Raw genomic sequence first — 12,150 nt, 5'->3', positions numbered from 1 at the left:
CAGCGGATGCACCAGGGAGTGGGGGCGGCCGGCAGCGGTGGCTGGGGCCCGCCGGGACACCAGCCGGCGGTGCCCCCGCAGCCGCCGATACCGCCCGCGCAGGGCTGGCCCCCGCCCCCGCACCCGCAGGTGCCGCCGCACCTGCCGCCGCCCGGGCCGGAGGCCACCGGGCACATCCCGCTGCCGCCCGTCGCGGCCGTTCCCGGACCCGCCGCCGGTCCCGGGACGGGCAGCGGCACCGGCACCGGCACCGGCACGGCCATGCTGGCCGTGCTGCTCATCGGGCCGGCGGGGGCGGGCAAGACCACGGTCGCCCGGCGCTGGGCCGGCTCCCGGCCCGTGCCGACCGCGCACATCAGCCTGGACGACGTCCGCGAGTGGGTCTGCTCGGGCTTCGCCGACCCCCAGGCCGGCTGGAACGACCAGTCCGAGGCCCAGTACCGGCTCGCCCGCCGCACCTGCGGCTTCGCCGCCCGCAACTTCCTGGCCAACGGGATCTCCTGCATCCTCGACGACGCCGTCTTTCCCGACCGCCCCGTCGTGGGCCTCGGCGGCTGGAAGCGCCACGTCGGCCCCACCCTCCTGCCCGTGGTGCTGCTGCCCGGCCTGGAGATCGTCCTGGAGCGTAACGCCCAGCGCTCCGGCAACCGCCGCCTCTCGGACGAGGAGGTCGCCCGGATACACGGCCGGATGGCCGGCTGGTACGGCTCAGGCCTGCCGATCATCGACAACTCGGACCTGGACGTGGAGGGCACCGCCCGGGCCCTGGACGAGGCCCTGGCCCGAGCGATCACCGCCTCCGCCTTCTAACCCCGTACGGCTGCCGGCCCCGTACGGAGGCGCTCACCAGGCCGGATGAGCCGGGCGCTCGTAGTCTCGAAGACATGTCAGACGTGTACGCGGCCCGCCGTGGCCTGCTTCGCGACCGCTGTGCCGCCGCCGGGAACGCCGCCGCACTGATCACGCGTCCGGCGAACGTCCGCTACCTCGCCGGGGGATCCCCGCGCGGCGCCGTCCTGCTCGTCGGACCGGGGGCCGAGGACACGCTGTTCACCGTCGGGCCGCCGACCGGGGAGGTCGACGAAGGCCGCCTCGACGACCGGCTCGCGGTCAGCGTGCTGCCCGCCCCGGGCGCCGACGCCGCGGTCGCAGCCGCCGACCTCGCCGGATCCGCGAAGGCCGAATCCCTCGCGGTCGAGGAGCACCACCTCACCGTCGCCCGGCACCGCGCCCTCGGCTCCGTCGCGCCCCGGCTGCGGCTCACCGACCTGGGCGCCGCCGTGGAACAGCAGCGCCTGGTCAAGGACGAGGAGGAGATCGCCTGCCTGCGGATCGCCGCCGAGATCGCCGACCAGGCCCTCGGCGAACTGCTGGAGTCGATCCTCGTCGGCCGCACCGAACGCCACCTCGCCCTGGAGCTGGAACGCCGGCTCGTCGACCACGGGGCCGACGGCCCGGCCTTCCCGACCTCCGTCGGCACCGGGCCCCACTCCGGGCGCTCCGGGCACCGGCCCTCCGACCGGCGCGTCGAGGAGGGCGACTTCCTGTCCGTGTGCCTCGGCGCGAACTACCGCGGATACCGGTGCGAGATCGGCCGGACCTTCGTGATCGGCACCAGCCCGGCCGACTGGCAGATCGAGCTGTACGACCTCGTCTTCGCCGCCCAGCGGGCCGGGCGGGAGGCCCTCCTGCCGGGCGCCGCCTACCGCGACGTGGACCGCGCGGCCCGCTCCGTCCTCGACTCGGCGGGCCACGGGGAGGCCCTCGCCCCCTGGACCGGACACGGAGTCGGCCTCGAAATCGACGAGGACCCGCAGCTTGCACCTACGGCAATGGGTAAACTGGACGCTTGCGTGCCGGTCACCGTCGAACCGGGGGTCCACCTCCCGGGCCGGGGCGGAGTCCGGATCGATGACACGCTCGTCGTACGCCCCGAGGCGGACGGCGGTCCCGAGCTACTCACCATTACGACCAAGGAGCTGCTCGCACTGTAGTCCGGTGTGCCGGGCCGAGTGCGCACCCCTGGTCTTCCAGTGCAGGAGATTCCGCAACCGTGGCTTCCACGAACGACCTCAAGAACGGCATGGTGCTCAAGCTCGACGGTGACCAGCTCTGGTCCGTCGTCGAGTTCCAGCACGTCAAGCCCGGCAAGGGCCCGGCCTTCGTGCGCACCAAGCTCAAGAACGTGCTGTCCGGCAAGGTCGTCGACAAGACCTTCAACGCGGGTGTGAAGGTCGAGACGGCCACCATCGACCGCCGCGACATGCAGTTCTCGTACATGGACGGCGACTACTTCGTCTTCATGGACATGCAGACCTACGACCAGCTGCACGTCGACCGCAAGGCCGTCGGCGACGCCGCCAACTTCCTCATCGAGGGCTTCACCGCCTCCGTGGCCCAGCACGAGGGCTCGGTGCTCTACGTCGAGCTTCCGGCCGCCGTCGAGCTGACCATCCAGCACACCGACCCGGGCGTCCAGGGCGACCGCTCCACCGGTGGCACCAAGCCGGCCACCCTGGAGACCGGCCACGAGATCCAGGTCCCGCTGTTCGTCACCACCGGCGAGAAGGTCAAGGTCGACACCCGTACCAGCGACTACCTCGGCCGGGTGAGCAGCTAACCGTGGCTGCCCGCAGCAACGCGCGCAAGCGCGCCTTCCAGATCCTCTTCGAGGCCGACCAGCGCGGGGTGCCCGTGCGCGAGGTCCTCGCGGACTGGGTCCGCCACGCGCGGTCGGACGACCGGCAGCCGCCGGTCAGCGCCTTCACGATGGATCTCGTCGAGGGCTACGCCGACAAGGTGAAGCGCATCGACGACCTGATCGTCACCTACGCCGTGGACTGGGAGCTCGACCGCATGCCGGTCGCCGACCGGAACATCCTGCGGCTCGGTGCGTACGAGCTGATCTGGGTGGACGACACCCCGGACGCCGTGGCCATCGACGAGGCCGTGCAGTTGGCCAAGGAGTTCTCCACGGACGAATCGCCTTCGTTCGTCAACGGCCTCCTGGCCCGGTTCAAGGACCTGAAGCCGAGCCTGCGCCGGGGCGAGTAGCCACCGGCAGTCGCCCGGCACGACGCAGGGGCCCGCAGCGCAGCAGCGCAGCGGGCCCCTTCCGTCTGCCCGGACGCGGCAGGCGCCGGTACGCGGCAGGCGCCGGTACGCGGAACGGGCCCGTACGCGGAAAGGCGCCCGTACGGGGAAAGGCGCCCGTACGCGAAAACCGGCGTGGGGGGGGGGGGGGGGGGGCCCCCCCCCCCCCCCCCCCCCCCCCCCCCACACCGGTAAACGTTTCTGCTGGTCCCGGGACCGGGATCAGGCGTCCTCGTGCGCCACGGCGCGACGCGCGTCCGCGTCCAGCACGCCCCAGCTGATCAGCTGCTCGGTCAGGACCGAGGGCGACTGGTCGTAGATGACCGCGAGGGTGCGCAGGTCGTCCTGGCGGATCGACAGCACCTTGCCGTTGTAGTCGCCGCGCTGGCTCTGGATGGTCGCCGCGTAGCGCTGGAGCGGGCCGGCCTTCTCGGCGGGCACGCCCGCCAGGCGCTCCAGGTCGAGACGCAGCTTCGGCGGCGGCTCGGCCGCACCGCCGGGGGTGGTGCCCGGCAGCAGCTCCTGCACCGGCACCCCGTAGAAGTCCGCCAGCTCGGCGAGGCGCTGGACGGTCACGGCGCGGTCCCCGCGCTCGTACGAACCGACCACCACGGCCTTCCACCGGCCCTGCGACTTCTCCTCGACACCGTGGAGGGAGAGGCCCTGCTGGGTGCGGATGGCGCGGAGCTTGGCCCCGAGCTGTTTGGCGTATTCGCTGGACATAACGCTCCCGGACGCTGTGACGCTGTGACTACATGGAGACCATGCGGCTCCGCCGCGCGGCTGGTAACTCACTGTGAGGTTACGCAGCGTGACTTGGATGCGTCAAGCCGAATGCCGCCCCTCGCCTCGGACGAGCGGCCGCGCACCGCCCGGGTTCGGCTCACCCGAATCCCCCTGGTACCGTGGACGGCGTTGTACAGACGTCCTTTAAGGTCCGTCCCGTGAGGCGGAGAAGGAGGTCCTTCCCATGGACGCTCAGGCTGCCCAGAACGCAAGTGCTGTAGGCACCGATGCGATGCGCCCCGTGCTCGAGGCACAGGACATCGCGCGGGTACTGACCCGCATCGCCCACGAGATCGTCGAACGCGCCAAGGGCGCCGGCGACGTGGTACTCCTCGGCATTCCCACCCGCGGTGTGTTCCTCGCCCGCCGGCTGGCCGCCAAGCTCGAAGAGATCACCGGCTCGAAGATCCCGGTCGGATCCCTCGACATCACCATGTACCGCGACGACCTGCGGATGAAGCCGGCCCGCGCCATCGGCCGCACCGAGATCCCCGGCGACGACATCGACGGCCGTCTCGTCGTCCTCGTCGACGACGTCCTCTTCTCCGGCCGCACCATCCGGGCCGCCCTCGACGCCCTCGGCGACCTCGGCCGCCCCCGCGCCGTCCAGCTCGCGGTCCTCGTCGACCGCGGCCACCGCGAACTGCCGATCCGCGCCGACTACGTCGGCAAGAACCTCCCCACGTCGCTGCGGGAGACCGTCAAGGTCCAGCTCCAGGAGGAGGACGGCCGTGACGCCGTACTGCTCGGCCAGCAGACCGCCCAGGCAGCTGCGCAGTAGCCGGCCCCCCAACGGACAGCCGTACCCCCGTACGAGTGATGGGTCCCGCCCCCGGGACCCCGGCCTGCCCTGCCCGCACGCCGGCAAGCCGGCCCCGTCGCTCTGACCTCTCCCGACTTACGGAGCACCCAGATGAAGCGCCACCTCATCTCGGCCGCCGACCTGACGCGTGACGACGCCGTCCTGATCCTCGACACCGCCGAGGAGATGGCCCGGATCGCCGACCGGCCGATAAAGAAGCTGCCGACCCTGCGCGGCCGCACGATCTGCAACCTCTTCTTCGAGGACTCCACCCGCACCCGGATCTCCTTCGAGGCCGCCGAGAAGCGGCTGTCCGCCGACGTCATCAACTTCGCGGCCAAGGGCTCCTCGGTTTCCAAGGGCGAATCCCTCAAGGACACCGCCCAGACCCTGGAGGCGATGGGCGTCGACGCCGTCGTCATCCGGCACAGCGCCTCCGGGGCCCCCTACCGGCTGGCCACCTCCGGCTGGATCGACGCCCCCGTGATCAACGCGGGCGACGGCACCCACCAGCACCCCACCCAGGCCCTCCTGGACGCCTTCACCATGCGCCGCCGCCTCGTCGGCCGGGACGCGGGCCTCGGCAAGGACCTCGACGGCCGCCGGATCACCATCGTCGGCGACGTCCTGCACAGCCGCGTCGCCCGCTCCAACGTCGACCTGCTGCACACCCTCGGCGCCGAGGTCACCCTCGTCGCCCCGCCCACCCTGCTGCCCGTCGGCGTCGGCAGCTGGCCCTGCGAGGTCTCCTACAGCCTCGACGAGGTGCTGCCCAAGTCCGACGCCGTCATGATGCTGCGTGTGCAGCGCGAACGCATGAACGCCGCCTTCTTCCCCACCGAGCGCGAGTACTCCCGCCGCTACGGGCTGGACGCCGCGCGCATGGCGAAGATGCCCGAGCACGCGATCGTCATGCACCCGGGCCCCATGGTCCGCGGCATGGAGATCACCGCCGAAGTCGCCGACTCCGAGCGCTGCACCGTGGTCGAGCAGGTAGCCAACGGCGTGTCCATCCGCATGGCCGTCCTGTACCTGCTGCTCGGCGGCTCCGAGCCCGCCGTCACCACCTCCGCTTCCGCCGCCCGCACCGAGGAGACCAAGTAACCATGACCAAGATCCTTATCCGCGGTGCGAAGGTCCTCGGCGGCGAGGCGCAGGACGTCCTGATCGACGGCGAGACCATCGCGGAGGTCGGACAGGACCTCTCCGCCGACGGCGCCACCGTCATCGAGGCAGCCGGCCAGGTCCTCCTCCCCGGCCTCGTGGACCTGCACACCCACCTGCGCGAGCCCGGCCGCGAGGACTCCGAGACCGTCCTGACCGGCACCCGCGCCGCCGCGGCCGGCGGCTACACCGCCGTCTTCGCCATGGCGAACACCTTCCCCGTCGCCGACACGGCCGGCGTCGTCGAGCAGGTCTACCGGCTCGGCCGGGAACACGGCTACTGCGATGTGCAGCCCATCGGCGCCGTCACCGTCGGCCTCGAGGGCAAGAAGCTCTCCGAGCTCGGCGCCATGCACGAGTCCGCCGCCAGGGTCACCGTCTTCTCCGACGACGGCAAGTGCGTCGACGACGCCGTGATCATGCGCCGCGCCCTGGAGTACGTGAAGGCCTTCGGCGGCGTCATCGCCCAGCACGCCCAGGAGCCCCGCCTCACCGAGGGCGCCCAGATGAACGAGGGCATCGTCTCCGCCGAGCTCGGACTGGGCGGCTGGCCCGCCGTCGCCGAGGAGTCGATCATCGCCCGCGACGTCCTCCTCGCCGAGCACGTCGGCTCCCGCGTCCACATCTGCCACCTCTCCACCGCCGGCAGCGTCGAGATCGTCCGCTGGGCCAAGTCCCGCGGCATCGACGTCACCGCCGAGGTCACCCCGCACCACCTCCTCCTCACCGACGAGCTGGTCCGCAGCTACAACCCCGTGTACAAGGTCAACCCGCCGCTGCGCACCGAGCGCGACGTCATGGCCCTGCGCGAGGCCCTCGCCGACGGCACGATCGACATCGTCGCCACCGACCACGCCCCGCACCCGCACGAGGACAAGGACTGCGAGTGGGCCGCGGCCGCCATGGGCATGGTCGGCCTGGAGACCGCCCTCGCCGTCGTCCAGCAGACGATGGTCGAGACCGGCCTCCTCGACTGGGCCGGCGTCGCCGAGCGCATGTCCTTCGCCCCGGCCCGCATCGGCGGCCTCTCGCACCACGGGCGGCCCGTCTCGGCAGGTGAACCCGCGAACCTCGTGCTGGTCGACACCTCGTACCGTGGAGTCGTGGACCCCGCACACTTCGCCTCCCGGAGCCGCAACACGCCCTACGAGGGCCGCGAGCTGCCGGGACGCGTCACTCACACCTTCCTGCGGGGCCGTACAACGGTCGTGGACGGGAAACTGGCGTGACACCTGGAGCAATCCGACTGGCCGCAGAGGCCGCCGAACGGAAGTCGGCGGAGGTGACGGACTGGGGCGCCCGCATCGCGTGGGTGATCGGTCTGCTCGTCTTCATCGCCTTCGTGTACTGGCTGATGCGGCAGGGCTGGAAATGGCGCGGCGCCCTGCAGAGCGACCTGCCGGAACTGCCCGCCGCCCCCGGCGGACTCCCCGAGCACCGGCTGGCCCTCACCGGCCGGTACCACGGGTCCACCACCGCCGGGCAGTGGCTCGACCGGATCGTCGCCCACGGTCTGGGCGTGCGCAGCCGCGTCGAACTCACGCTCACGGACGAGGGCCTCGAAGTGGTCCGTCCGGGTGCCACGGACTTCTTCGTACCGGCCGCGCAGCTGCGCGGCGCCCGCCTCGACAAGGGGATCGCGGGCAAGGTACTCACCGAGGGCGGTCTGCTCGTCGTCACCTGGGCGCACGGCGACACGCTGATCGACTCCGGATTCCGCTCCGACCGGGCGGCCGAACACGCCGCCTGGGTCGAAGCCATCAACGACATGAACACATCCACCACGACGGAAGGCGCCGAACGATGACGACCTCCACCAGGGGAGCAGCCAAAGCTCCCGCCGTACTCGTCCTGGAGGACGGTCGCACCTTCCGCGGCCGCGCCTACGGCGCAGTGGGGGAGACCTTCGGCGAGGCCGTGTTCTCCACCGGCATGACCGGCTACCAGGAGACCCTCACCGACCCGTCGTACCACCGACAGGTCGTCGTGATGACCGCCCCGCACGTCGGCAACACCGGCGTCAACGACGAGGACCCCGAGTCCTCCCGCATCTGGGTCTCCGGGTACGTCGTCCGCGACCCCGCCCGCATCCCCTCCAACTGGCGCGCCCAGCGCTCCCTGGACGAGGAGCTCGCCGCCCAGGGCGTCGTCGGCATCAGCGGCATCGACACCCGCGCCCTGACCCGCCACCTGCGCGAGCGCGGCGCCATGCGCGTCGGCATCTTCTCCGGCGAGGCCTTCCAGGGCGTCCGCGACGAGGTCCTGCTGGCCCGCGTCCAGGAATCCCCCCAGATGAAGGGCGCCAACCTCTCCGCCGAGGTCGCCACCAAGGAGCCCTACGTCGTCCCCGCCATCGGTGAGAAGCGCTTCACCGTCGCCGCCGTCGACCTCGGCATCAAGGGCATGACCCCGCACCGCATGGCCGGGCGCGGCATCGAGGTGCACGTCCTGCCCGCCGGCGCCACCGTCGAGGACATCTACGCGGTCTCCCCGGACGGCGTGTTCTTCTCCAACGGCCCCGGCGACCCGGCCACCGCCGACCACGCCGTCTCCGTCATGCAGGGCGTGCTGGAGCGCAAGACCCCGCTCTTCGGCATCTGCTTCGGCAACCAGATCCTCGGCCGCGCCCTCGGCTTCGGCACCTACAAGCTGAAGTACGGCCACCGCGGCATCAACCAGCCGGTCCAGGACCGCACCACCGGCAAGGTCGAGGTCACCGCGCACAACCACGGCTTCGCCGTCGACGCGCCCCTCGACAAGGTCTCCGAGACCCCCTACGGCCGCGCCGAGGTCTCCCACGTCTGCCTCAACGACAACGTGGTGGAGGGCCTCCAGCTGCTCGACCAGCCGGCCTTCAGCGTCCAGTACCACCCCGAGGCGGCCGCGGGCCCGCACGACGCCGCGTACCTCTTCGACCGCTTCGTATCCCTGATGGAGGCCGAGCGTGCCTAAGCGCACCGATATCCAGTCCGTCCTGGTCATCGGCTCCGGCCCGATCGTCATCGGCCAGGCCGCCGAGTTCGACTACTCCGGCACCCAGGCCTGCCGCATCCTCAAGGCCGAGGGCCTGCGGGTCGTCCTGGTGAACTCCAACCCCGCGACGATCATGACCGACCCGGAGATCGCCGACGCCACCTACGTCGAGCCGATCACCCCCGAGTTCGTCGAGAAGATCATCGCCAAGGAGCGCCCCGACGCCCTCCTGCCCACCCTCGGCGGCCAGACGGCCCTGAACACCGCCATCTCCATGCACGAGCAGGGGGTGCTGGAGAAGTACAACGTCGAGCTCATCGGCGCCAACGTCGAGGCCATCAACAAGGGCGAGGACCGCGACCTCTTCAAGGAGGTCGTCGAGCGGGTCCGCGAGAAGATCGGCCACGGCGAGTCCGCCCGCTCGGTCATCTGCCACACCATGGACGACGTCCTCGCCGGCGTGGAGACCCTCGGCGGCTACCCCGTCGTCGTCCGCCCCTCCTTCACCATGGGCGGCGCCGGCTCCGGCTTCGCCCACGACGAGGACGAGCTGCGCCGCATCGCCGGCCAGGGCCTCACGCTCTCCCCGACCACCGAGGTGCTCCTGGAGGAGTCCATCCTCGGCTGGAAGGAGTACGAGCTCGAGCTGATGCGCGACAAGGCCGACAACGTCGTGGTCGTCTGCTCCATCGAGAACTTCGACCCGATGGGCGTCCACACCGGCGACTCCATCACCGTCGCCCCCGCGATGACGCTCACCGACCGCGAGTACCAGCGGCTGCGCGACATCGGCATCGCGATCATCCGCGAGGTCGGCGTCGACACCGGCGGCTGCAACATCCAGTTCGCGGTCAACCCGGTCGACGGCCGGATCATCGTCATCGAGATGAACCCGCGCGTCTCCCGGTCCTCGGCGCTCGCCTCCAAGGCCACCGGATTCCCGATCGCCAAGATCGCAGCCAAGCTGGCCGTCGGCTACACGCTCGACGAGATCCCCAACGACATCACCGAGAAGACCCCGGCCTCCTTCGAGCCGACCCTCGACTACGTCGTCGTCAAGGCCCCCCGCTTCGCCTTCGAGAAGTTCCCGGCCGCCGACGCCACCCTCACCACCACCATGAAGTCGGTGGGCGAGGCCATGGCCATCGGCCGCAACTTCACCGAGGCCCTCCAGAAGGCGCTGCGCTCCCTGGAGAAGAAGGGCTCGCAGTTCACCTTCACGGGTGAGCCCGGCGACAAGGACGCGCTGCTCCTGGCAGCCGTCCGCCCGACCGACGGCCGCATCAACACGGTCATGCAGGCGATCCGCGCCGGCGCCACCCAGGAGGAGGTCTTCGACGCCACGAAGATCGACCCCTGGTTCGTCGACCAGCTCTTCCTGATCAAGGAGCTCGCCGACGAGCTCGCCTCCGCCGAGCGCCTCGACCCCGAGCTGCTCGCCGAGGCCAAGCGGCACGGCTTCTCCGACGCCCAGATCGCCGAGATCCGGGACCTGCGCGAGGACGTCGTCCGCGAGCTGCGCCACGCCCTCGGCGTCCGCCCGGTCTACAAGACGGTCGACACCTGCGCCGCCGAGTTCGCCGCGAAGACCCCGTACTTCTACTCGTCCTACGACGAGGAGTCCGAGGTCGCCCCGCGCGAGAAGCCCGCTGTGATCATCCTCGGCTCCGGCCCGAACCGCATCGGCCAGGGCATCGAGTTCGACTACTCCTGCGTCCACGCCTCCTTCGCCCTGAGCGACGCCGGCTACGAGACCGTGATGGTCAACTGCAACCCGGAGACCGTCTCCACCGACTACGACACCTCCGACCGCCTGTACTTCGAGCCGCTCACGCTCGAGGACGTGCTGGAGATCGTCCACGCCGAGTCCCTCGCCGGACCCATCGCGGGCGTCGTCGTCCAGCTCGGCGGCCAGACCCCGCTCGGCCTCGCCCAGGCGCTCAAGGACAACGGCGTCCCCGTGGTCGGCACCTCCCCGGAGGCCATCCACGCCGCCGAGGACCGCGGCGCCTTCGGCCGGGTCCTCGCCGAGGCCGGCCTGCCCGCCCCGAAGCACGGCACCGCCACCACCTTCGCGGGTGCGAAGGCCATCGCCGACGAGATCGGCTACCCGGTCCTCGTCCGCCCCTCGTACGTGCTCGGCGGCCGCGGCATGGAGATCGTCTACGACGAGGCGCGCCTGGAGGCGTACATCGCCGAGTCCACGGAGATTTCCCCGACCCGCCCGGTGCTGGTCGACCGCTTCCTCGACGACGCGATCGAGATCGACGTCGACGCCCTCTACGATGGCACCGAGCTCTACCTCGGCGGCGTCATGGAGCACATCGAGGAGGCCGGCATCCACTCCGGCGACTCGGCCTGCGCCCTGCCCCCGATCACCCTCGGCGGCTTCGACATCAAGCGCCTGCGCGCCTCCACCGAGGCCATCGCCAAGGGCGTCGGCGTCCGCGGCCTGATCAACATCCAGTTCGCGATGGCCGGCGACATCCTCTACGTGCTCGAGGCCAACCCGCGCGCCTCCCGCACCGTCCCCTTCACCTCGAAGGCCACCGCGGTCCCGCTCGCGAAGGCCGCCGCCCGCATCTCGCTCGGCGCCACCATCGCCGAGCTGCGCGCGGAGGGCATGCTGCCGAGGACCGGCGACGGCGGCACCCTGCCGCTCGACGCGCCGATCTCCGTCAAGGAGGCCGTGATGCCGTGGTCGCGCTTCCGCGACATCCACGGCCGCGGCGTGGACACCGTCCTCGGCCCCGAGATGCGCTCCACCGGCGAGGTCATGGGCATCGACTCGGTCTTCGGCACGGCCTACGCCAAGTCGCAGGCCGGCGCCTACGGCCCGCTGCCCACCAAGGGCCGCGCGTTCATCTCCGTCGCCAACCGCGACAAGCGCTCGATGATCTTCCCGGCCCGCGAGCTCGTCGCCCACGGCTTCGAGCTGCTCGCCACCTCCGGCACCGCCGAGGTCCTGCGCCGCAACGGCATCAACGCCACCGTCGTGCGCAAGCTCAGCGAGGGCGAGGGCCCCGGTGGCGAGAAGACCATCGTCCAGCTCATCCACGACGGCCAGGTCGACCTGATCGTCAACACCCCGTACGGCACCGGCGGCCGTCTCGACGGCTACGAGATCCGCACCGCGGCCGTGGCGCGCGGGGTCCCGTGCCTCACCACCGTCCAGGCACTCGCCGCGGCCGTCCAGGGCATCGAGGCCCTGGGCCACGGCGAGGTCGGAGTCCGCTCCCTCCAGGAGCACGCCGAGCACCTGACCGCCGCACGCGACTGACAGCCCGTACGGACGAGGGGGACACCACGAGCGCAACCCGCGGCGGTGTCCC

The 12,150-nt window shown here is 71.4% G+C and carries 11 protein-coding genes; 10 read left to right on the top strand and 1 reads right to left on the bottom strand.

Annotated features, from left to right (window positions below; translation table 11 throughout):
• Positions 1–6 precede the first annotated feature (6 nt).
• The 4 genes from AC068A_RS13450 (at position 7) to nusB (ending at position 3,054) form a co-directional block, all read left to right on the top strand.
• Positions 7–810 (top strand): AAA family ATPase, encoded by an 804-nt coding sequence (locus tag AC068A_RS13450; RefSeq protein WP_478584442.1) that lies wholly within the window; start codon positions 7–9, stop codon positions 808–810.
• A 74-nt stretch (positions 811–884) separates the two neighbouring features.
• Entirely contained in the window at positions 885–1,994 is a 1,110-nt protein-coding gene (locus AC068A_RS13445; RefSeq protein ID WP_478584440.1) for a M24 family metallopeptidase, read from the top strand.
• A 59-nt stretch (positions 1,995–2,053) separates the two neighbouring features.
• A complete protein-coding gene (gene efp / locus AC068A_RS13440) occupies positions 2,054–2,620 on the top strand; it encodes an elongation factor P (protein ID WP_179173288.1) in 567 nt (188 codons plus the stop codon).
• A 2-nt stretch (positions 2,621–2,622) separates the two neighbouring features.
• The gene (nusB, locus tag AC068A_RS13435) at positions 2,623–3,054 is read left to right on the top strand and encodes a transcription antitermination factor NusB (RefSeq protein WP_360636989.1); all 432 of its coding nucleotides are present in this window, start codon (positions 2,623–2,625) and stop codon (positions 3,052–3,054) included.
• Between the two features lie 261 nt (positions 3,055–3,315).
• Here the strand turns inward: nusB and bldD are convergent, their stop codons facing one another.
• Positions 3,316–3,816, bottom strand: coding sequence for a transcriptional regulator BldD (gene bldD, locus AC068A_RS13430; RefSeq protein ID WP_030841550.1), 501 nt, complete (start codon positions 3,814–3,816; stop codon positions 3,316–3,318).
• 247 nt (positions 3,817–4,063) lie between these two features.
• Here bldD and pyrR point away from each other — a divergent pair, with 247 nt between their 5' ends.
• From pyrR to carB, 6 genes are all read left to right on the top strand, one after another.
• A complete protein-coding gene (pyrR, locus tag AC068A_RS13425; protein ID WP_478584437.1) occupies positions 4,064–4,660 on the top strand; it encodes a bifunctional pyr operon transcriptional regulator/uracil phosphoribosyltransferase PyrR in 597 nt (198 codons plus the stop codon).
• A 132-nt stretch (positions 4,661–4,792) separates the two neighbouring features.
• Complete coding sequence (locus AC068A_RS13420) at positions 4,793–5,785, top strand: aspartate carbamoyltransferase catalytic subunit (RefSeq protein ID WP_478584435.1); 993 nt, start codon at positions 4,793–4,795, stop codon at positions 5,783–5,785.
• 2 nt (positions 5,786–5,787) lie between these two features.
• Positions 5,788–7,074 carry a dihydroorotase gene (locus tag AC068A_RS13415; RefSeq protein WP_478584433.1) on the top strand — a complete coding sequence of 429 codons (1,287 nt, stop codon included), beginning with the start codon at positions 5,788–5,790 and terminating at the stop codon, positions 7,072–7,074.
• On the top strand, positions 7,071–7,652 hold the full coding sequence (locus AC068A_RS13410) for a PH-like domain-containing protein (protein WP_478584432.1): 582 nt from the start codon (positions 7,071–7,073) through the stop codon (positions 7,650–7,652). Before AC068A_RS13415 ends, AC068A_RS13410 begins: the two co-directional genes overlap by 4 nt.
• Entirely contained in the window at positions 7,649–8,797 is a 1,149-nt protein-coding gene (gene carA, locus AC068A_RS13405; protein WP_478584430.1) for a glutamine-hydrolyzing carbamoyl-phosphate synthase small subunit, read from the top strand. Before AC068A_RS13410 ends, carA begins: the two co-directional genes overlap by 4 nt.
• Positions 8,790–12,098: a carbamoyl-phosphate synthase large subunit gene (carB, locus tag AC068A_RS13400; RefSeq protein WP_478584428.1), complete on the top strand. Its 3,309-nt coding sequence runs from the start codon at positions 8,790–8,792 to the stop codon at positions 12,096–12,098. The genes carA and carB overlap by 8 nt, the downstream gene beginning before the upstream one ends.
• The last annotated feature ends 52 nt before the right edge of the window (positions 12,099–12,150 follow it).

The organism is Streptomyces sp. NPDC043854 (assembly GCF_056436005.1).
This window is presented reverse-complemented; position numbering and strand designations above follow the sequence as displayed.

What these genes read in the sequence shown, in the direction of transcription:
- AC068A_RS13450 (WP_478584442.1), top strand. Translation starts at nt 7, where the DNA reads ATGCACCAGGGAGTGGGGGCGGCCGGCAGCGGTGGCTGGGGCCCGCCG.
- AC068A_RS13445 (WP_478584440.1), top strand. Translation starts at nt 885, where the DNA reads ATGTCAGACGTGTACGCGGCCCGCCGTGGCCTGCTTCGCGACCGCTGT.
- bldD (WP_030841550.1), bottom strand. Translation starts at nt 3,816, where the DNA reads ATGTCCAGCGAATACGCCAAACAGCTCGGGGCCAAGCTCCGCGCCATC.
- pyrR (WP_478584437.1), top strand. Translation starts at nt 4,064, where the DNA reads ATGGACGCTCAGGCTGCCCAGAACGCAAGTGCTGTAGGCACCGATGCG.
- AC068A_RS13420 (WP_478584435.1), top strand. Translation starts at nt 4,793, where the DNA reads ATGAAGCGCCACCTCATCTCGGCCGCCGACCTGACGCGTGACGACGCC.
- AC068A_RS13415 (WP_478584433.1), top strand. Translation starts at nt 5,788, where the DNA reads ATGACCAAGATCCTTATCCGCGGTGCGAAGGTCCTCGGCGGCGAGGCG.
- carA (WP_478584430.1), top strand. Translation starts at nt 7,649, where the DNA reads ATGACGACCTCCACCAGGGGAGCAGCCAAAGCTCCCGCCGTACTCGTC.